The organism is Ureibacillus sp. FSL W8-0352 (genome assembly GCF_038004345.1).
Lineage (GTDB): Bacteria > Bacillota > Bacilli > Bacillales_A > Planococcaceae > Ureibacillus > Ureibacillus thermosphaericus.
Window position 1 is genome coordinate 616063 of record NZ_JBBOQT010000001.1, and the last position, 21030, is coordinate 637092.

A 21030-nucleotide genomic window follows, 5' to 3' on the forward strand; every position below is an offset into this window, starting at 1 on the left:
ATACATTTATATACATTAAGAGGTGCTATTTATGAGTAAAGGTCAAAGGCATATGAAAATTCGTGAAATTATTGCTAACAATGAAATTGAAACGCAAGATGAACTAGTTTCTGCTTTAAAAGAAGCAGGTTTTAATGTTACACAAGCAACGGTTTCAAGAGATATTAAGGAATTACATTTAGTGAAAGTACCACTTCCTGATGGACGATACAAATACAGTTTACCGGCAGATCAACGGTTTAATCCATTGCAAAAATTGCAAAGGGCTTTAACCGATTCTTTCGTCAGCATTGATGGCGTTGCTCACTTTTTAATGTTGAAAACACTTCCAGGAAACGGAAATGCTGTTGCGGTTTTGATTGACCATCTAGAATGGCCGGAAGTATTAGGTACATTATCCGGTGATGATACGATTCTCATCATCGTACGGGATGAAGGACAGAGGGAAATCATACAACAACGCATTTTAGATTTAATATAATTTGAGGTGGTCAGTTTGTTGAAAGAGCTGAATATACGTAATTTCGCCATTATCGACGAATTAACCGTTTACTTTAATGATGGATTAACCGTTCTAACAGGTGAAACAGGAGCCGGAAAGTCCATCATTATCGATGCTGTTCATTTGTTAGCTGGTGGACGAGCAAGTCAAGAATTTGTGCGACACGGTGCAAAAAAAGCGGAATTAACGGGTTTGTTTTTTGTTTCCGACAATCATCCTGTCTTTGAAAAATTATCTGATGCCGGTATAGACCATGAAGAAGGTACCATCATATTACGGAGAGATATTAATGAAAATGGAAAAAGCGTATGTCGAGTAAATGGAAAACTTGTTACATTATCAGTTTTACGTGATATCGGCTCCACGCTAGTGGATATTCATGGACAACATGAAAGCCAAGAATTAATGGATGAGAAGTGCCATATCGATTTACTTGATCAATTTGCGGAAAAACAAATCCAGCCAATCAAAGACAAATATCATCGCCTCTATCATGAATATCGTCTATTAAAAAAAGAAGTCGATGCCATCAATATCGATGAACAACAGACAGCTCAACGTATTGATTTGTATCAATTCCAAATTCAAGAGCTAGAAGATGCAAAATTATCAGAAAAAGAAGAAGAGGCTTTACTTGAAGAACGGAAACGATTGCAAAATTTTCATAAGATTTATGAACGAGCCATTCATGCCTACGATGCAATTTCTGGAGAATTAAAAGGACTAGATTGTATTGGAGAAGCGATGAGCGCTTTGGAAGATATCGTTTCATTAGATGAGCAATTTCATGATTCCTTTGAAGCTGTATCATCTTCATTCTATGCGTTGCAAGATGCTTCATATCAAATCAAAAATATCATTGATGAACTTGAATTTGACCCTGAACGATTAAATGAAATAGAATCACGGCTTGCACAATATCAAATGATGAAACGAAAATATGGAAGTACCGTAAAAGAGATTATTACATATTATGAAAAAATTAAAGAAGAACTAAACACACTATTAAATCGAGATGAAGCTATTCAACAAAAAGAACAAGATTTAAGAAAAATGGAATCTGAATTAGACCAATTGTGTGATGAATTAACGAAAGTTCGAAAAAAATGTGCAGGTATATTGAGTGAAGCCATAATGAATGAGCTTCGTGATTTACATATGGAAAAAGCGAAATTTATCGTTCAGTTTGAGCGTTTAAATAATTTCGACATAAATGGGAAAGACTATATATCATTCTATATATCCACCAATGTAGGAGAACCTCCTAAATCTTTGCCAAAAATTGCATCCGGCGGAGAATTATCGAGAATAATGCTTGCATTAAAAACCATTTTTTCATCGAAATCTCAAATTACATCCATCATTTTTGATGAAGTGGATACAGGTGTAAGCGGCCGCGTTGCACAGGCAATTGCTGAAAAAATCGCCAATATTTCATTCAATTCACAAGTATTATGCATTTCTCATTTGCCTCAAGTTGCAGCAATGGCAGATCAGCATTACTTAATATCAAAACAAGTTGAACAAAACCGTACTTTTACGACAGTTCAAGTAATTGAAAATGATACACGAGTAGAAGAAATTAGTCGCATGATGAGTGGAACTGAAATTACAGAATTAACGTTGCAACATGCGCGAGAATTATTGCAATTGGCACTTATAAAGAAAAATGAAATCAAAGAACAATTAAAAAGTTCTACCTCGATGCAATAAGGAGGAGTCATCATTTGATGACTCCTTATATTACAAAATCTACTTTTACTAATTTTGAAAGTACCTAAGCGACAAATATTTACCTCACATTATTAAAAGAACAGTTACACATAGTAATGTTACAAACAATTTGAGGAGGTGGACTATGAAATGCCATTTGCGTAATCTGTTGACTTATCTTGTGCTCACCATCGCACTTGCACTTTTGTCACCTTCAGCAGCAGCCGAAGCAAAAAAGCTAATTCCGATGGGTGAATCGATAGGGATACAGTTAGAATTACCATATATATATGTAGCTCATGATGTATTATTACCAAATGGACAATGGTTAAAAAAAGGTGATATTATAAAAGAAGTCAACGGAAAGCCAATACAATCCATCGAGATGTTGAAGGAATCCATGACTGATTCGGAAATAAGCCTTACCATTAAACAATCGACCAATCATACAAGAACCATTACGCTAACGAACGATCAAGCAAATAATATACTTCCCTTTCTAAAAGATGAAACGGATGGCATCGGTACATTAACCTTTATTGATCCTGAATCGAAAGAATACGGTGCATTAGGTCATCAAATCATCGACGGTGTATTAAATAAACCACCTGAATTTACAGATGGTTCTATTTTTTTAGCGTCTATTGAGCAAATAAAAAAATCGAGCCCTGGAAATCCTGGTTATAAAATTTCTGTCATTAATCATGACGATATACGTTTAGGAAATATTTCATCCAATGATATATATGGTATTTTTGGTAATTGGGAATTAGATGTAAAAGAAATAATGCGTAAGCCTATTGAGATTATGCATGATGATGAAATTCAATTAGGAAAAGCAGAACTTCTTACAGCTATTGAAGGGTCAAAAGTTGAATCCTTTACAATTGAAATTGTGAAGATAGAAGATAATTATTTACAATTTGAAATAACCGATCAAAATCTTTTATCCAAAACAGGTGGCATATTACAAGGGATGAGCGGAAGTCCCATTTTGCAAGATGGTAAATTTGTTGGTGCTGTAACACATATGTTTGTCGAACAACCAGCTCGGGGTGCAGCTATAACCTTATCAGAGATGTTAAAAAAGAAGCCAAATTAAGCTGAAAAGACTATGCCAACATTTTGGTATAGTCTTTTTTTGATAATCAAATTAAAAACATTGTATGACAAAAAAATGCAATTAGAAATAAATGGTGATTTCTGTCACAATATACATAAAAATTACGACTACCTTCTCATTTTTAAATTCGATAAAGGTTTTTTCGATAAAATGTCGAAAAGAATAGTGTCAAGTAAACGGAAACTATGACATATAAGTATTAAAAATGCAATATTAGGGAGAAGGCTATAAGGGGGATTTTACATGACGAAAATTAGAGTTGCAATTGCCGATGATAACCGAGATTTAGTGAGAACAATGGAACAATACTTTGAAAATCATCCAGACATTGAAATAGTTGCAACTGCTTCAAACGGTAAATTGTGTCTCAATATGTTAGAAGAATATAACCCAGACATTTTGTTGTTGGACATTATTATGCCCCATTTAGATGGTTTAGGCGTTCTTCAAGAAATGTATAAAAATGATCGTTTTCGCGATACTCAAGTCATTATGTTGACGGCTTTTGGACAAGAAGATGTAATGAAACAGGCTGTTACATACGGGGCTTCCTATTTTATGTTAAAACCTTTTGAGTTTGATCAGCTCGTTCAGAAAATTTTGCATTGCGCAGGCCAAAAGCGTGAAACTGTCAAGAGACAAAGTGTGTTACAGCCTGAACCAAATGGAAAAGTGAATCAGAGACAATTGGATACTACGATTACATCAATTATTAAGGAAATTGGCGTACCTGCGCATATCAAAGGCTATGCATATTTACGAGAAGCTATTCAAATGGTATATCACGATATTGAATTGTTAGGTTCTGTTACAAAAATTTTATATCCGGAAATTGCAAAGAAATTTGGTACAACTCCTTCTCGTGTTGAAAGAGCAATCCGTCATGCCATTGAAGTTGCATGGAACCGTGGAAATTATGAATCCATCTCTCAAATGTTTGGATATACAGTCCATCATTTAAAATCAAAACCTACAAACAGCGAGTTTATTGCCATGATTGCTGATAAAATTCGTATTGAACTAGTGGCTTCATAATCGTATTTTCTGTCATTGTCATATTATTATTAACAATAGCTTTTCCGTCCAATTGTCACCTCTTTATTGAGGTGACTTTTTATTACTTTATCGTATTAATTTTATAAAAGGTATTACACTTTAAATAAAAAAATTATATTATAGTACAAGAGGTGAGCATATGTGCGTATATTTTCCAATGATTATTTTGAGTTAATCGAAGAAAACGGTAAAGTTTATATTCAAAACTATAAAAAGGGTTTTCCAATTAAACAATTCGATGAAATATTAGGCTCTCTTACTCGAATAAAACTGTCAAATTTTTCAAATTTAAAAAAAGCTCTACAAGAAGAAGTGTCGAATCCTGTCGAAATTGGTTACTGGTTGCCTCCAATGGAAATTGAAGTATCAAAAGATAAGATGACAGCCCATCTTATTGTTTATGAATCAACCATTTTGGAAAATCCAAGTCAATTTCAAAAAGAACTAAATGACATATTGACTCAAAGACAGATTGTCCATGGAATAAAAGAGCTTAATCTAGAATCGATTACTATCGGGAAACCAATTGTAATTGCTGAAGGAACGGAACCAATTAAAGGTGAAGATGCACAGGTTACATACATAAAGATTCCGGAGAGAAAACCTGTCATAAGGGAAGATGGAAAAGCTGATTATTTTGATATGAATTTTATATTTGAAATCAATGAAAATGACTGGTTAGGAGAGAAAATCCCCGCCCAACCTGGTATAAATGGAAAAAATGTTTACGGAGAAGAAATTCCAGCTCCTCCAGGTAAAGATATACCATTAAAGTATGATCGTAAATCTGCATATGAAGTAGAAGAGGATGGAAAAATTGTCATTCGGGCATTAAATAAAGGCGTTGTAGAGGAAAGACAAGGATTATTAATGATTAATAATCATTTGCCAATCGATGGAGATGTTGGGTTAGAGACAGGAAATCTTGAATTTGATGGTTCAATTAGCATTAGTGGAACTGTTCAAAAAGGTTTTAGTGTCATTGCAACGGGTGATATTTCCATTGAGGGTACAGAAGGTGTTACAGGTGCGAAATTAATCCAATCTAGAGAAGGAGATATTTACATAAAAGGTGGTATATTTGGATTAGGTCAAACAACTGTAAAAGCTGGTGGCAACATTTACGTAAAACATGTCAATGAAGCAAATTTATATGCGAAAAAAAATATTGTCATCGGGTTTTATTCTTTAAACTCCTCATTGCAAGCTGATTCGATTTTAGTGGATGAGCGGAAAGGAAAAATTATTGGTGGCAAGGCAATTGCGAGAAACACTATTGTGACCGCTATATCGGGTAACCGGATGGAAAGGCGGACGGAATTAATTATCCAATCAGTGAATCGGCAAGAAGGTTACAAGATTATTCAAGAAAAAGCAGCATTATTAAAGTCGACACAAGAAGAAATGGAGAAATTATCTGAAAAGATAGAGAAACTAGCAGCATTAAAAAATCGGCTAACACCTGCTCAAGCGAAGGTTTATAAAGAAATGAAAGAAGTATTGGAAGATAAGAAGCAGCAAGTAATTGAATTGGACAATGAAATTCAAGAGATGATTGCAGCGATAAAATCCATCGGCAAAGAGGAAATCATTGTTAAAAAAGAAGCGTATCCTGGTACTTTTATCCAAATAGGGAAACAATCGTCCTTAATAAGAAAGACAACAAAAGGGAAATTTTTACTGGAATTTGGCGAATTAAATATATAAAAAAGCGTTCAGTGGAGGGACTTGTCTCTCGTTGAACGCTTTATTTATATAATAATCTATTGTTTAATTTCTTTTGTTTCATCCTTTTTTTGAAACCTTGGAGCCACTCTTCCCCTTTTTCGATCTCGATGCAATAAATAGCCCGCAAAAAATCCAATTCCGATGATGCTAAAGATAAGTCCTATAAGAAATTGGAACCATAACCAAGGAAAAGGGGAATTTAATATGCCGTATAGAGTATCGCGCATAAACTTGATACCTGCACCAGCAATTAATGCGGGAATCAATAAAATGATAAAGGCAATTAATCGGGCCATGAAATAACCTCCTTCGCAATTAATTCAATTTTACATCGCCAAGAAATAGTGTCAAGTTTCGACAAAAAATTGCTAATCTTTTGCACATTTTTGTCATAAAAATTATATTAGAATTATAATTTTTAATAATACGAAGAATCAGAAAATTAGGAAAAGTATATCTTTCAATATTTCTAGTTGATAAATTAAAAAATAAAAAGTATTGTAAAGTAAAATAGTACAAATTGTAGAAAATTTGTCGCTCATTTTAGAGGTTTTACTCCATTATATTTTTAGGGAGGTTTTTTGAATGGAAATCTTTAAGTACATGGAAAAATATGATTATGAACAATTGGTATTTTGTCAGGACAAAAATTCTGGATTAAAAGCGATTATCGCCATCCATGATACAACGCTTGGACCAGCATTAGGTGGCGCTCGCATGTGGCCTTATCAATCTGAAGAAGAAGCCATCGAGGATGCATTGAGACTTGCTAGAGGTATGACGTACAAAAATGCAGTAAGTGGCTTAAATCTTGGCGGTGGTAAAACAGTAATTATTGGTGATCCAGCTAAAGACAAAAACGAAGAAATGTTCCGCGCGTTAGGACGATTTATTCAAAGTTTAAATGGTCGTTATATTACAGCAGAAGATGTTGGTACAACTGTTGAAGATATGGACTTGATTTATGAAGAAACAGATTATGTAACAGGTGTATCACCTTCATTTGGTTCATCTGGTAACCCATCTCCTGTAACCGCTTACGGAGTTTATTTGGGAATGAAAGCAAGTGCTAAAGAAGCATTTGGAGATGATAGCCTACAAGGCAAAACAATTGCTGTTCAAGGATTAGGTAATGTTGCATATAACTTGTGTAAATACTTGCATGAAGAAGGCGCAAAATTGATTGTCACGGATATTAATGAAAAAGCAATAGAGCGAGCTGTCAATGACTTTGGTGCAGTTGCGGTAAGTCCGAATGAGATTTACAAACAAGATGTTGATATTTTCTCACCATGTGCACTTGGTGCCATCATTAACGATGAAACGATACCGCAATTAAAAGCAAAAGTCATCGCTGGATGTGCAAATAACCAGTTAAAAGAATCTCGCCACGGGCAAATTCTTCATGAAAAAGGAATCATTTATGCACCAGATTATGTAATTAATGCTGGTGGAGTAATTAATGTTGCAGATGAACTTTACGGATATAACAGAGAAAGAGCAATGAAACGAGTAGAAACAATTTATGATTCTTTAACAAAAATTTTTAAAATTTCAAAAGATGAAAACATCCCAACTTATTTAGCTGCTAATCGTTTGGCTGAAGAAAGAATTAACAGTGTACTAAAATCAAGAAAACAATTTTTACAAAAGGAAAAAAACATCTTAAGTAGAAGACAAAAATAATTTCGCTATAGATGAAATTGATTTGGAGGGATGGCTTTGGCTCGAGAATATGATTTAGTCATTATTGGTGGAGGAACTGGGGGATACGTTGCAGCAATAAAAGCAGCGCAATTAGGTTTAAAGACTGCCATCGTTGAAAAAGAAAAATTAGGTGGTACTTGCCTTCATAGAGGGTGCATTCCAACGAAAACATTCTTACGAAGTGCGGAAATGTATCGTGATGCTAGTAATGCAAAAGAATATGGAATCCAAATTTCAAACATTCAATTTAATCTTCAACAATTACAAGAACGAAAAAAAAGTGTAATTGAACAGTTACATCAAGGTATCAAAGGGTTAATGAAAAAAGGAAAAATTGATTGCTATTACGGAACTGCAAGACTTTTAGGACCATCCATATTTTCTCCGATGGCAGGGGGAACGGTATCAGTTGAGATGAATGATGGGTCTGAAAATGAAATGCTGTTACCTAAAAATATTATCATCGCAACTGGAGCCAAGCCACGTCCATTTAACGGAATTGAATATGATGGGACAATGATTTTAAATTCTGATCAAATATTGGAAATGGAAGAGCTTCCAGTATCCATGATTATAATCGGTGGCGGTGTAATTGGCATTGAATGGGCTTCTTGTTTAAGCGATTTTGGCGTGAAGGTAACAATTTTAGAATATGCAGACCGCATATTGCCAAATGAAGATATAGCCATATCAAAAGAAATGGAAAAACAGCTTATAAAACGCGGTATTAACATCGTGACGAAAGCCGAAATCTCCCCTTCATCCATCGTAAAAGGTGATAATTCGGTAACAATTAACGCAAACGTGAACGGTGAAGAAAAGAAATTTGAAGCGGAGAAAATGTTAATTTCAATAGGCCGCATTGGAAATATTGAAAATTTAGGGTTGGAAAATACTGAGATTGAAACGGATTCTTCCTTTATCAAAGTAAATGATGTTTACCAAACGAAAGAAAAACATATATACGCTATAGGAGATTGCATTGGTGGTGTTCAGCTTGCCCATGTGGCCTCTCACGAAGGGATTATTGCGGTGGAACATATTGCATCCGGAAAGAAAAAAGCCATTAATTACCGAAACATTCCAAGATGCGTATATTCATTCCCAGAGGTTGCAAGCATTGGGTTAACTGAAGATGAGGCAAAATCGTTAAATTACGATGTGAAAATAGGAACCTTTCCATTTAAGGGAATTGGAAAAGCAGTGGTATATGGTGAAACAGAAGGTTTTGTTAAAGTCATAGCAGATCGAGAAACAGATGATTTACTCGGTGTGCATATGATTGGTCCGCATGTAACGAATTTAATTTCAGAAGCTGCATTAGGATTAACTTTAGATGCAACACCTTGGGAAATCGGCGAAACCATCCATCCGCATCCATCATTAAGCGAAATTTTAAATGAAGCTGCTTTAGCGGTTGATGGAAAAGCGATTCATATATGATGAGAACTGTTTTGTGAAAGGGGAGTGTATCAATGTCCGACTTACATCATGCACAATTAGGCTTATCAGACAACGATGTGTTACAAATGTATGAAACAATGCTTTTAGCTCGTAGACTTGATGAACGTATGTGGTTACTAAACCGAGCTGGGAAAATTCCATTCGTTATTTCTTGTCAAGGCCATGAAGCTGCTCAAGTAGGGGCTGCCTTTGCGTTAAATCCAACAAGGGATTATATTGCACCATATTACCGTGATATGGGAGTTGTGTTGCATTTTGGGATGACACCAAGGGATTTAATGTTGTCTGCGTTTGCGAAAGCAGAAGATCCAAACTCCGGTGGTAGACAAATGCCTGGACATTTTGGTTATAAAAAGAATCGAATCTTAACTGGATCATCTCCAGTAGCAACTCAAGTACCACATGCTGTAGGAGTTGCTTTAGCAGGAAAATTACAAAACAAAGAATTAGTTTCTTTTGTAACATTGGGAGAAGGTTCCACAAACCAAGGTGACTTCCATGAAGGAGCAAACTTTGCTGGCGTTCATAAATTGCCAGTTATCATCATGGTAGAGAACAATAAATATGCCATCTCTGTACCAGTTGAAAAACAATTGGGCGGTCGCGTGGCTGACAGAGCTATTGGATATGGAATGCACGGTGCTTCCGTTGATGGCAAAAATCCTTTAGCTGTTTATAAAGTGATGAAAGAAGCCGTTGATCGTGCACTTAGAGGTGAAGGTCCGAGCTTAATCGAAGCAGTAACTTATCGATTAACGAGCCACTCTTCCGATGATGATGACAAATATCGTTCTAGGGAGGAAGTAGCAGAAGGGAAAGCAAACGATCCGTTGCTGTTATTTGGTAACTACTTAATCGATACAAATGTCGCAACGAAAGAAATTCTAGAAGAAATAAATGACAAAGTGATGGCAATTGTGAATGATGCGACAGATTATGCAGAAAAAGCACCTTATGCTCCCCCAGAACATGCGTTGAAATATGTTTATTGGGAAGGGGATGAATAAGATGGCGGTAATGTCTTTTATTGAAGCGATTAATTTGGCGATGAAAGAAGAAATGGAAAGAGATGAAAACGTTTTTATTTTAGGAGAAGACGTTGGTAAAAAAGGTGGAGTATTTAAAGCTACTCAAGGATTGTATGAACAATTTGGTGAATGGCGCGTTTTAGATACGCCTCTAGCAGAAAGCGCAATTGCCGGTGTAGCCATTGGAGCTGCAATGGTAGGAATGCGTCCAATCGCTGAAATGCAATTCGCAGATTTCATTTTGCCGGCTGTTAACCAAATTGTCTCTGAAGCAGCCAAGATCCGATATCGTTCAAATAATGATTGGAGCTGTCCGCTTGTTGTTCGTGCTCCATATGGTGGTGGTATCCACGGTGCGTTATATCATTCCCAATCTGTGGAAGCACTATTTGCCAATACACCAGGGTTAAAAATTGTCATCCCTTCCACTCCATATGATGCAAAAGGATTACTAAAAGCAAGTATTCGGGATGAAGATCCAGTTTTATTCTTTGAACATAAACGGGCATATCGATTAATCAAGGGAGAAGTGCCGCTTGATGATTACGTGTTGCCAATCGGTAAAGCAGACGTAAAAAGAGAAGGGGACGACATTACTGTTATTACTTATGGACTTTGTGTCAATTATGCCCTTCAAGCAGCTGAGCGCCTTCATGACGACGGAATAGAAGCGCACATTTTAGATTTACGTACGGTATATCCACTGGATAAAGAAGCAATCATTGAAGCCGCAAGCCGTACTGGAAAAGTACTTCTCGTTACGGAAGATAATAAAGAAGGTAGCATCATGAGCGAAGTTGCAGCCATCATTTCCGAAAACTGCTTATTTGACTTGGATGCACCAATCATGAGATTAGCGGGTCCGGATGTTCCAGCTATGCCATATGCACCAACGATGGAAAGATTTTTCATGATCAATCCTGAAAAAATTGAACGGGCTATGCGGGAATTAGCCGCTTTTTAAGGGGGATACGTATGTCAGTTGAAAAAATTATCATGCCTCAATTAGGAGAAAGTGTTACAGAAGGAACAATTGAAAAATGGCTTGTTAAACCTGGAGATCATGTAAATAAATACGATCCTATAGCGGAAGTTTTAACGGATAAAGTAAATGCGGAAGTACCTTCATCCTACACGGGCATTATCAAGGAATTAATTGGTAAAGAAGGCGAGACGTATCCGGTAGGAACGGTGATTTGTACGATTGAAGTAGTTGAGGAAAAAGAATCATCAAATATAAGTGAAGCCATTCGCAATGCGACGAAAGAACCTGTGAAAGTAAAAGTGAATGAACCAAATTATGGGGAAAACATTCCAAAACAAAAAAATCGATATTCTCCAGCTGTATTGAGATTAGCGAGCGAACACAATATAGACTTAGAACAGGTAACTGGTACAGGATTAAATGGTCGCATTACGCGTAAAGACGTTCTAAACTTTATTGAGTCAATGAAGGATGGAAACGTACCGTCCGTTGAACGACAAGTACAAGAGCCTGTTCAAACTCAAGAAACAAGTCCGTCGCCATCACCAGTACAACCAAAACCAATTCACATTGAGAAACAAGCAGGTGATGTGGAAATTCCAGTATCCGGCCTTCGTCGTACAATCGCTAACAATATGGTGAGAAGTAAGCATGAAATTCCACATGCTTGGTTGATGATGGAAGTAGATGTAACAAATCTTGTACAATATCGTGATTCCATTAAAAAACAATTTAAAGAAAAAGAAGGATTCAACATCACATATTTTGCATTCTTTGTCAACGCTGTTGCTCAAGCATTAAAAGAGTATCCAATGCTTAACTCTGTTTGGGCTGGAGATAAAATTATTCAGAAGAAAGATATTAACATTTCAATTGCTGTTGCGACAGACGATGCCCTATTTGTTCCGGTAATCAAAAATGCAGATGACAAATCCATTAAAGGGATTGCAAAAGAAATTAATGAATTGTCTCAAAGTGTTCGAAGCGGAAAATTAAAGAGTGATCAAATACAAGGTGGAACATTTACTGTAAATAATACGGGCTCATTCGGTTCTGTACAATCAATGGGTATTATCAATTACCCTCAAGCGGCGATCTTACAAGTGGAATCCATTGTAAAAAGACCAGTCGTTATTAATAATATGATTGCAATTCGCGATATGGTGAATTTATGCTTGTCAATTGACCATCGAATTTTAGACGGCTACATTTGTGGGAAATTTCTAAATAGAGTAAAAGATATTCTCGAAAATACAAATTATTATGAAAAGAATATTTATTAAAAGTGCTAGAAAGCCTTGTAAATCAAGGCTTTCTTTCATTTTTATACTTTATTGGTAGCGGTTTCTAATGTATTATAAATATTATAAAAATTTATTATTTGATGAAAAGGGGGAAGCTGTTTAGCGAAGTCTATGTCAAACAACATGCATGAGATCGATTTTCCATCCGCAAGTTATGAAGAGTGGAAAGAAACAGCTATAAAATCTTTAAAGGGGAAGCCATTTGAATCACTCTTTACTAAAACAATTGAAGGGGTTACATTACAACCGTTATATACACAACAAATGTTGGTGGAAAAATTAGGGGACCAATTAGAAAAACAAGTAAACACGATTCGTGCGCTAAATGCTACAAAGTCTGTTCAAGCTGCCCAAACAATTTATGCTGAAAATACAAAAGAATATTTTGATAAAATAAAAGATAGTGTTAATCGCGGTAATGGTTACATTACAATCGATAGTAGAATCCTTGAATGGGACGAAGAAGCTTTAACTCAATTAGCTAATTACTTAATTGAGTATCCATTTAAATTAATCGTACACGAAAACAAGATTTTAAATGTATTTTCAAAAATTCAAGAATCTGATCGTGTAAAAGTTAGAGGATTTGTTCTTACAAAAGAAGCAATTACGCTTGATGATTTTCCGATGGTTCGGACTTTTGCGGCAAATACAGTTCCTTATCATAACGATGGTGCACATATTGTACAAGAACTTGCTCTTGCGCTAGCTCAAGCGGCAAAATATGCCGAGAAGTCTGAATCCTTTGAATCCTTTGTAAATAAATTTTTCGTAAATTTTGCAATTGATACTTATTTTTTCCAAGAAATTGCAAAATTGCGTGCCTTTAAAGTTTTATGGAAAGCCTTTGCTACGGCATACAATGCGGAAGCAGTTCCAGTTCCAGTATTGGTGGAAACATCATTACGCAGTTTCTCTAAATACGATATTTACGTAAATTTACTCCGTGCTGGTAATGAAGCCTTTGCTGCGTTAATCGGAGGAGCAGATGCCATTACTGTTCACCCATACGATGTATTAACAAAACCGACTGAACAATCCGTTCGTATTGCAAGAAATGTCGTGTTAGTGTTAAAAGAAGAATCATTTGTTGATGATGTTCTTGACCCTGCAGGCGGTTCATATTTCATAGAAACTTTAACGGCAGAATATGTAGAAAAAGCTTGGGAATTATTCCTTCAAATTCAAGAAGCAGGTGGCATTGACGAATTCGAAAAATCCGGAAAATTACAATCAGCTATTGAAGAAGTCTATAAAGAGCGTATTCGTCAAGTAGAAACGAGAAAACATTCGTTAATTGGTACAAACATTTATGCGAATCCAGCTGATCTGCTGCAAACAGAAACAAATCCGTTATATAAAGATATTAAGCGTTTAGCAATTCCATTTGAAATGCTTCGAGAGCAATACAGTCAAGTGAATCCAAAAATCGGCATTCTCACTTACGGAAAATTAAAAGACTTTAAACCTCGAGCGGACTTTGTAGAAGGATTTTTCGCAACAGCTGGTGTTGTACCTGTAGAATCCGGTGAAATTGAATCGATTGAAGAGGCAAAAAATTGGTTACAGCAAACGGATGCTGATTATGTAGTGATTGCTGCTACAAATGATCAAACAAAAGAAATCGTACCAGTTTTATTGGAAAGTAAAAAAGAAGGCTTAATTTTAGATGTTGCAGGGAAATTCCCAGAAGAAGAAACAGACTGGTTATCTCAAGGTTTAAACGGATTTATTTTTGCAGGTCAAAATATTGTGGAAAAGCTCACTGCGCTTCTTGAAAGCTTGAAGGGGGTACAACAACAATGAAACCAAACTTTCATTCTGTAAATATACAAGATGTAATAAAAAGTGAACAAATTCAACCATCTCATACATTTAAAACAAATGAAGGAATTGAAGTAAAAGAATTTTATAAGAATGAAGATATAAAAGACGTAAAACATTTACAAGACTTCCCAGGAATCGCACCAAATACCCGTGGGCCATATCCAACAATGTATGTAGCGCGTCCATGGACTGTTCGCCAATATGCAGGTTTTTCAACGGCAGAAGAATCGAATGCATTCTATCGAAGAAATTTAGCAATGGGTCAAAAAGGTTTATCGGTTGCCTTTGATTTGCCTACACACCGAGGTTATGACTCCGACCATCCTCGCGTAAAAGGGGACGTGGGAAAAGCGGGCGTTGCCATTGACTCTGTGGAAGATATGAAAATTTTGTTTGATGGCATTCCTCTTGACCAAATGTCCGTTTCTATGACGATGAACGGGGCCGTTATTCCAATCATGGCCTTCTACATTGTAGCGGCTGAGGAGCAGGGAGTAACGCCGGAAAAACTTGCTGGTACAATCCAAAACGATATTTTGAAAGAGTATATGGTGCGTAATACGTACATATATCCTCCAGAAATGTCTATGAAAATTATTGCTGACATTTTTGAATATACAAGTAAATACATGCCTAAGTTCAACTCTATTTCCATTTCCGGCTATCACATTCAAGAAGCTGGTGCAACGGCGGACATTGAATTAGCATATACGTTAGCAGATGGATTGGAATATGTACGAACAGGACTTAAAGCTGGCATCGACATTGACTCCTTCGCTCCACGATTGTCCTTCTTCTGGGGCATTGGTATGAACTACTTTATGGAAGTAGCAAAAATGCGTGCAGCTAGAAGAATTTGGGCACAAATGATGAGCACATTCAATCCAAAAAATCCGAAAAGTTTGGCTTTACGTACACACTCCCAAACTTCTGGATGGTCGTTAACAGAACAAGATCCATTCAACAACGTAACTCGTACGTTAATTGAAGCAAATGCTGCTGCGATGGGTCATACGCAAAGTTTACACACGAATGCTTTGGATGAAGCGATTGCACTTCCAACAGACTTCTCAGCTCGCATTGCACGTAATACGCAATTATTCTTACAAGAAGAAACGCTTATGACAAAAGTCATCGATCCATGGGGCGGATCTTATTATGTGGAAAAATTAACAGATGAATTAACGAAAAAAGCTTGGGAGTTAATTAAAGAAATTGAAGAGCTGGGTGGAATGGCTAAGGCGATTGAAACAGGTCTTCCAAAAATGAAAGTAGAAGAATCAGCTGCAAGACGCCAAGCAAAAATTGACTCTAAAGTGGAAACGATTGTTGGCGTAAATAAATACAAATTAGACGTTGAAGAACCAATTGATATTTTAGATATTGATAATACGCTAGTTCGTCAAAAACAAATTGAAAGACTTGAAAAAATGAAAGCAGAAAGAAATGAAGAAGAAGTGCAAAGACATCTTGAACGTTTAACGAAAGCTGCAGAAACAGGAGAAGAAAATATGCTTGCTGTTGCAGTTGACGCTGCTCGTGCTCGCGCGACACTTGGTGAGATTTCCGATGCCATTGAAAAAGTTTGCGGACGCCATAAAGCAGTTATCCGTTCAATTTCAGGTGTTTATTCATCTAACTTCTCCGATAATGAATTAATTGAAGAAGTAAAACAAATGACAGATGAATTCCTAGAAAATGAAGGTCGTCGCCCGCGTATTTTAATTGCGAAAATGGGACAAGACGGACATGACCGCGGTGCAAAAGTCGTTGCTACTGGTTATGCTGATCTTGGGTTTGACGTAGATATTTCACCGCTATTCTTAACACCGCAAGAAGCGGCACAAATGGCAGTGGAAAACGACGTGCACTGTGTAGGTGTATCTTCTTTAGCAGCAGGCCATAAAACGTTAGTACCTGAATTAATTGAAGAATTAGAAAAATTAGGTAGAGGAGATATTATCGTTGTCGTTGGCGGTGTAATCCCTGCTCAAGATTACCAATTCCTATACGATAAGGGTGTATCTGCAATCTTTGGACCAGGTACAGTAATCCCAGTTGCAGCGATTAAAATTATTGAAGAAATCTATCATCGATTAGGTTATGAGGAAGTGTCTGAATGATGGACGAAAAAAACGCAGAAGAGACTGCACTACATGTCATGAAAGGTATTGAAAGCAAACACGATGGAATGACATATGTTGCGCCAAAAAAATTTCGAAAAAAGCGGCAACAACAAGTTGATATAAAGCAATTAGCGAGTGAAGTACGCGGAGGAAAGCGCACTTCGCTTTCAAAAGCAATTACTTTAATTGAAAGTTCCAATCATGAACATAAGGTGCTGGCTCAAAATTTATTGCAAGAATTATTACCTTTTACAGGAAACAGTATTCGGATTGGAATAACGGGGGTTCCCGGAGCAGGTAAGAGCACTTTTATTGAAGCGTTTGGTACAATGCTTTGCGAGATGGGGAAAAAAGTTGCCGTTCTTGCAATAGACCCTAGTTCTACCATTTCCGGCGGCAGCGTTTTAGGGGATAAAACACGAATGGAACATTTAAGCCGTCATCAAAACGCATTTGTACGTCCTTCACCAAGTGCCGGTACCTTAGGCGGTGTTCATAAAAAAACGCGGGAAACGATGCTTCTTTGTGAAGCAGCTGGATACGATATTATTTTAATTGAGACTGTTGGAGTAGGGCAAAGTGAGACGTATGTTCGTGGTATGGTTGACTTTTTCCTTCTTCTCGTCTTAACAGGCGCAGGTGATGAATTACAAGGCTTGAAAAAAGGCATTATGGAATTGGCAGATGGTATTGTTGTCCATAAAGCTGATGGAGACAATGTAAAAAAAGCGAAAAAAACCGTTCAAGAATATAGGAAAATCCTGCATTTCTTACAACCGTCAACTCCAGGTTGGGAATCAAAAACTGTTCCTGTTTCATCCTATGAAAAAACAGGATTGGAAGATGTTTGGGAAATGATTTTATCGTTTGAAAAACAAATGAAAGAATCCAGCTACTGGTTCACAAGAAGACGAGAACAAACAAGTGATTGGTTCCATTCAATGATTACCGACCATCTAATTGATTCATTTTTTGGTAATAAAGATAACAAAGAATTAGTGAAAAAGCTGGAAGAAGAAATATTGCAAGGAAAATTAACCGTAACGCAAGGCATACACAAATTGTTCCCCAATCAGTAACTGCCTTTAGGTTGTAATCCATGTATAAAACCCATTTCAGAGAATCCTTTTTAAGTATTTGCAATTAACTTTTCCTTCTTCTATGCTAAAATTAATACTTGAAAGGAGATTGAAATGTATGAGTATGGATTACGATTTATTTATGCAAGAAATTATTACCACTGCACGAGCTGAAATGGAGAATGCTGGATATGAGCAATTAAGAACCCCAGAAGATGTAGAAAAGGCCTTTGCACGTCCTGGAACTACTCTTGTCATGATTAATTCTGTATGCGGCTGTGCAGGAGGTATTGCGCGACCTGCAGCGGCAAGTGCAATTCATTATGATAAACGTCCAGATTATCTAGTAACGGTTTTTGCTGGACAAGATAAAGAAGCAACGGCTGCTGCACGTGCGCATTTTGGAGACGAACATATTCCTTCATCACCAGCTTTTGTTTTACTGAAAGACGGAAAAGTTGTCGCTGATATAGGTCGTCATGAAATAGAAGGACATGATGTAATGTCAGTTATTACAAATTTACAAGCCAATTTTGAAGAATATTGCGATGAAGTATAATTAAACCAAAAATAGAATCCGCATACTCGTATCATTCAAGTATTGCGGATTCTAACTTATTCATTTCATGAATAGATAGAAAATTTGCTTACTATATTTTCAGAAATCATTTAATTTTATTTTTATATCAAATTTTTTTAATTGTAGCTGTTGTGGTACAGTGTTGTTGGTTGATATACATTTTTTCAAAATAAAAAAGCGATTACATATCTTGTAACCGCTGTAAAGAATGTTAGAAGAATGATAAACCGAATGCCAATGTTGAAAGTAACATGATTGCAATCATCGCGTAGACTATTATTTTTTGAAATTTTTTGTTGCTCATATTCTCGCTCTCTCCTTTTTTTCATAGGATTAGTTTATCAAATCTGAAAAATTTCTCAAGTACGTAGCGGAAATTTCGTAATTTCGCTACAATAGATTATGTACTATAACAGAAGGGGTGGCATGATGGAAAAAGTCGATCATATTGGAATCGCAGTAAAAAACCTAGACGATTCAGTAAAATATTATACTGAAGTTTTAGGTTTGAAATTAGAAAGAATTGAAGAGGTTCCATCGCAAAATGTACGAGTAGCATTTATCGATGCTGGGAATGTACATATTGAATTATTACAACCCTTAAGTGAAGAAGGGGCGATTTATAACCATATACAAAAACGTGGAGAAGGAATTCAACACATTTGTTTCAATGTAGATAATATTCGAGAAAAAATGGCTGAATTAAAAGAAAAGGGAGTTCGCCTTCTGTCTGAAGAGCCTATACCTGCAGCTGGGGGAGCTGAAGCATGCTTTATTCATCCAAAAGATAGTTTTGGAGTTTTATATGAACTATATGAAAAAAAGTGATAAAGGGGTTAAGGAATCATGGATATGTTAGATAAAATCGATGAAATGTATGACCGAAAAAGAGAGATTTATTTAGGCGGTGGGGACAAGCGCATTGAAAAGCAACATGAAAAAGGTAAGCTAACAGCACGTGAACGTATTGATCTATTACTAGATGAAGGCACTTTCGTTGAAATAAATCCATTTATTAAACATAGAGTAACAGATTTCGGCATGGGTGAACAAAATGGCCCTGGTGACGGTGTTGTGACTGGATACGGTAAAGTGAATGGCCGTCCTGTTTATTTATTTGCTCAAGATTTCACAGTATTCGGCGGTGCATTAGGAGAAATGCACGCGAAAAAAATTGCTGCAGTGATGGATTTGGCTGCAAAAAATGGAGCGCCATTCATCGGCATCAATGACTCTGGCGGTGCCCGTATTCAAGAAGGAGTATTATCATTAGACGGTTATGGCCACATCTTCTATCGCAACTCGATTTATTCTGGGGTTATTCCACAAATTTCGGTGATTATGGGTCCATGTGCTGGCGGTGCTGTATATTCTCCAGCAATTACAGACTTTATTTTAATGGTGGATAAAACATCCCAAATGTTCATTACTGGTCCGAAAGTAATTGAAGCGGTTACAGGAGAAAAAATTTCATCAGAAGATTTAGGCGGTTCAAAAGTGCATAACACAATCAGCGGTAACGCTCATTTCCGCGCCCCTTCTGAAGAAGAAGCGATTGAACAAATTAAGAGATTATTAAGCTATTTACCACAAAGTAATAAAGAAAAAGCACCAAAATTACCACGCCCTGAAGGAGACGATTGGCGTCCTGAATTAATTGACGTTGTTCCAATTGAACCTACACGTCCTTACGATGTTCGTAAAGTCATTGAACAAGTGGTGGATGAAGGTTCCTTCATGGAAGTCCATTCTGAATTTGCGAAAAACATTGTTGTAGGATTTGCTCGTATTGCTGGACAATCTGTTGGATTAGTTTGTAACCAACCAAAGGCCTTAGCAGGTGGTCTTGATATTGACTCATCCGATAAAGCTGCCCGTTTCATTCGCACTTGTGATGCATTCAATATTCCAATCATTACATTTGAAGACGTATCAGGATTCTTCCCTGGCGTTAAACAGGAACATGGCGGTATCATTCGTCACGGTGCTAAAATCTTATATGCTTATTCTGAAGCAACCGTTCCAAAAATTACAGTCATTTTACGAAAAGCATATGGTGGAGCATACGTTGCGCTAAATTCAAAAGCCATTGGTGCAGATTTAGTATTCGCTTGGCCAAATGCAGAGATAGCCGTAATGGGTGCTGCTGGAGCTGCTAACATCATCTTTGCGAACGAAATTGCAAATTCAGAAGATCCGGAAGCTACACGCCAAGCAAAAATTGAGGAATATAAAGAAAAATTTGCTAATCCATATGTTGCTGCTTCACTTGGAATGGTTGATGATGTAATCGATCCAAGAGAAACTCGCATTAAGTTAATTCAAGGATTAGAAATGCTTGAAAATAAAGAAGAATCAAGACCTAAGAAAAAACACGGAAATATTCCGCTATAATTGTGAAAATTTCCAATTACGTACCATTAGAAGCACAAGCTAATCCCAGTTTGTACTTCGATTTTTCCAAAAATTCAAATTGGTTCTAACAATATTTCATATCAAAAGGTAATGAATATTATATGAATTTAGTAATTATTTTGTCTTATTTATAGAAAGATATAGAAATTTTTCAAACAATATGCTACAATTCAACTAAATTTCAACAACTGAATAATCTATACGGTGCTAATGAAAATTAGCTTAAAAGGGAAACTAGTGAGAATCTAGTGCGGTCCCGCCACTGTGAAGAGGAGCTCAAAATCAAATGCCACTGTGCAAACGGGAAGGCGATTTTGTAGCGATGACTCTAAGCCAGGAGACCTGCCGTATGGAGTGGATGGTAGTGTCCTACGAGGATAGGTACACGAATAG

The 21030-nt window shown here is 36.5% G+C and carries 18 protein-coding genes and 1 riboswitch; of the genes, 16 read left to right on the top strand and 2 right to left on the bottom strand.

Annotated elements, in window-relative coordinates; genetic code table 11:
- The first annotated feature begins 31 nt into the window (after positions 1 to 31).
- From ahrC to NST98_RS03180, 5 genes are all read left to right on the top strand, one after another.
- The gene (ahrC, locus tag NST98_RS03160; protein ID WP_016837756.1) at positions 32 to 481 is read left to right on the top strand and encodes a transcriptional regulator AhrC/ArgR; all 450 of its coding nucleotides are present in this window, start codon (positions 32 to 34) and stop codon (positions 479 to 481) included.
- Between the two features lie 15 nt (positions 482 to 496).
- A complete protein-coding gene (gene recN, locus NST98_RS03165; protein WP_340714418.1) occupies positions 497 to 2215 on the top strand; it encodes a DNA repair protein RecN in 1719 nt (572 codons plus the stop codon).
- Positions 2216 to 2360: 145 nt separating this feature from the next.
- Positions 2361 to 3317: a SpoIVB peptidase S55 domain-containing protein gene (locus NST98_RS03170; protein WP_340714419.1), complete on the top strand. Its 957-nt coding sequence runs from the start codon at positions 2361 to 2363 to the stop codon at positions 3315 to 3317.
- Between the two features lie 264 nt (positions 3318 to 3581).
- The gene (spo0A, locus tag NST98_RS03175; protein ID WP_016837760.1) at positions 3582 to 4373 is read left to right on the top strand and encodes a sporulation transcription factor Spo0A; all 792 of its coding nucleotides are present in this window, start codon (positions 3582 to 3584) and stop codon (positions 4371 to 4373) included.
- Positions 4374 to 4535: 162 nt separating this feature from the next.
- Positions 4536 to 6101 carry a FapA family protein gene (locus NST98_RS03180; RefSeq protein ID WP_340714420.1) on the top strand — a complete coding sequence of 522 codons (1566 nt, stop codon included), beginning with the start codon at positions 4536 to 4538 and terminating at the stop codon, positions 6099 to 6101.
- Between the two features lie 56 nt (positions 6102 to 6157).
- Here NST98_RS03180 and NST98_RS03185 read toward each other — a convergent pair whose 3' ends face one another.
- Positions 6158 to 6418 carry a DUF2627 domain-containing protein gene (locus NST98_RS03185; protein WP_016837762.1) on the bottom strand — a complete coding sequence of 87 codons (261 nt, stop codon included), beginning with the start codon at positions 6416 to 6418 and terminating at the stop codon, positions 6158 to 6160.
- 289 nt (positions 6419 to 6707) lie between these two features.
- Between NST98_RS03185 and NST98_RS03190 the strand changes: the two genes are divergently transcribed.
- From NST98_RS03190 to NST98_RS03230, 9 genes are all read left to right on the top strand, one after another.
- Positions 6708 to 7808, top strand: a complete 1101-nt coding sequence (locus NST98_RS03190; RefSeq protein ID WP_340432750.1) for a Glu/Leu/Phe/Val dehydrogenase dimerization domain-containing protein — start codon at positions 6708 to 6710, stop codon at positions 7806 to 7808.
- Positions 7809 to 7844: 36 nt separating this feature from the next.
- On the top strand, positions 7845 to 9272 hold the full coding sequence (gene lpdA / locus NST98_RS03195) for a dihydrolipoyl dehydrogenase (RefSeq protein ID WP_340714421.1): 1428 nt from the start codon (positions 7845 to 7847) through the stop codon (positions 9270 to 9272).
- Between the two features lie 32 nt (positions 9273 to 9304).
- Entirely contained in the window at positions 9305 to 10300 is a 996-nt protein-coding gene (locus NST98_RS03200; RefSeq protein WP_340714422.1) for a thiamine pyrophosphate-dependent dehydrogenase E1 component subunit alpha, read from the top strand.
- Position 10301: 1 nt separating this feature from the next.
- Positions 10302 to 11285 carry an alpha-ketoacid dehydrogenase subunit beta gene (locus NST98_RS03205; RefSeq protein WP_016837766.1) on the top strand — a complete coding sequence of 328 codons (984 nt, stop codon included), beginning with the start codon at positions 10302 to 10304 and terminating at the stop codon, positions 11283 to 11285.
- An 11-nt stretch (positions 11286 to 11296) separates the two neighbouring features.
- Positions 11297 to 12589, top strand: a complete 1293-nt coding sequence (locus tag NST98_RS03210; RefSeq protein ID WP_016837767.1) for a dihydrolipoamide acetyltransferase family protein — start codon at positions 11297 to 11299, stop codon at positions 12587 to 12589.
- 132 nt (positions 12590 to 12721) lie between these two features.
- Positions 12722 to 14416, top strand: coding sequence for a methylmalonyl-CoA mutase family protein (locus tag NST98_RS03215; protein WP_340714423.1), 1695 nt, complete (start codon positions 12722 to 12724; stop codon positions 14414 to 14416).
- Entirely contained in the window at positions 14413 to 16560 is a 2148-nt protein-coding gene (gene scpA / locus NST98_RS03220; RefSeq protein ID WP_096550987.1) for a methylmalonyl-CoA mutase, read from the top strand. Before NST98_RS03215 ends, scpA begins: the two co-directional genes overlap by 4 nt.
- Entirely contained in the window at positions 16557 to 17642 is a 1086-nt protein-coding gene (meaB, locus tag NST98_RS03225; RefSeq protein WP_340714424.1) for a methylmalonyl Co-A mutase-associated GTPase MeaB, read from the top strand. The genes scpA and meaB overlap by 4 nt, the downstream gene beginning before the upstream one ends.
- Positions 17643 to 17760: 118 nt before the next feature.
- Complete coding sequence (locus NST98_RS03230; protein WP_096550991.1) at positions 17761 to 18201, top strand: BrxA/BrxB family bacilliredoxin; 441 nt, start codon at positions 17761 to 17763, stop codon at positions 18199 to 18201.
- Between the two features lie 232 nt (positions 18202 to 18433).
- Here NST98_RS03230 and prli42 read toward each other — a convergent pair whose 3' ends face one another.
- Positions 18434 to 18526, bottom strand: coding sequence for a stressosome-associated protein Prli42 (gene prli42 / locus NST98_RS03235; RefSeq protein ID WP_016837772.1), 93 nt, complete (start codon positions 18524 to 18526; stop codon positions 18434 to 18436).
- A 125-nt stretch (positions 18527 to 18651) separates the two neighbouring features.
- On the opposite strand from prli42, the gene mce reads away from it, so the two are divergent.
- Together mce and NST98_RS03245 are read left to right on the top strand one after the other, a co-directional pair.
- Positions 18652 to 19050 (top strand): methylmalonyl-CoA epimerase, encoded by a 399-nt coding sequence (mce, locus tag NST98_RS03240; protein WP_340715656.1) that lies wholly within the window; start codon positions 18652 to 18654, stop codon positions 19048 to 19050.
- An 18-nt stretch (positions 19051 to 19068) separates the two neighbouring features.
- A complete protein-coding gene (locus tag NST98_RS03245; protein WP_016837774.1) occupies positions 19069 to 20616 on the top strand; it encodes an acyl-CoA carboxylase subunit beta in 1548 nt (515 codons plus the stop codon).
- 206 nt (positions 20617 to 20822) lie between these two features.
- A riboswitch (cobalamin riboswitch) is annotated at positions 20823 to 21001 on the top strand.
- Positions 21002 to 21030: the final 29 nt, after the last annotated feature.

Bases quoted from the DNA above. Each gene is read 5' to 3' on its own strand.
- ahrC (WP_016837756.1), top strand. From the start codon at position 32: ATGAGTAAAGGTCAAAGGCATATGAAAATTCGTGAAATTATTGCTAAC.
- NST98_RS03170 (WP_340714419.1), top strand. From the start codon at position 2,361: ATGAAATGCCATTTGCGTAATCTGTTGACTTATCTTGTGCTCACCATC.
- spo0A (WP_016837760.1), top strand. From the start codon at position 3,582: ATGACGAAAATTAGAGTTGCAATTGCCGATGATAACCGAGATTTAGTG.
- NST98_RS03185 (WP_016837762.1), bottom strand. From the start codon at position 6,418: ATGGCCCGATTAATTGCCTTTATCATTTTATTGATTCCCGCATTAATT.
- NST98_RS03190 (WP_340432750.1), top strand. From the start codon at position 6,708: ATGGAAATCTTTAAGTACATGGAAAAATATGATTATGAACAATTGGTA.
- NST98_RS03200 (WP_340714422.1), top strand. From the start codon at position 9,305: ATGTCCGACTTACATCATGCACAATTAGGCTTATCAGACAACGATGTG.
- NST98_RS03205 (WP_016837766.1), top strand. From the start codon at position 10,302: ATGGCGGTAATGTCTTTTATTGAAGCGATTAATTTGGCGATGAAAGAA.
- NST98_RS03210 (WP_016837767.1), top strand. From the start codon at position 11,297: ATGTCAGTTGAAAAAATTATCATGCCTCAATTAGGAGAAAGTGTTACA.
- NST98_RS03215 (WP_340714423.1), top strand. From the start codon at position 12,722: ATGTCAAACAACATGCATGAGATCGATTTTCCATCCGCAAGTTATGAA.
- scpA (WP_096550987.1), top strand. From the start codon at position 14,413: ATGAAACCAAACTTTCATTCTGTAAATATACAAGATGTAATAAAAAGT.
- meaB (WP_340714424.1), top strand. From the start codon at position 16,557: ATGATGGACGAAAAAAACGCAGAAGAGACTGCACTACATGTCATGAAA.
- NST98_RS03230 (WP_096550991.1), top strand. From the start codon at position 17,761: ATGAGTATGGATTACGATTTATTTATGCAAGAAATTATTACCACTGCA.
- prli42 (WP_016837772.1), bottom strand. From the start codon at position 18,526: ATGAGCAACAAAAAATTTCAAAAAATAATAGTCTACGCGATGATTGCA.
- mce (WP_340715656.1), top strand. From the start codon at position 18,652: ATGGAAAAAGTCGATCATATTGGAATCGCAGTAAAAAACCTAGACGAT.
- NST98_RS03245 (WP_016837774.1), top strand. From the start codon at position 19,069: ATGGATATGTTAGATAAAATCGATGAAATGTATGACCGAAAAAGAGAG.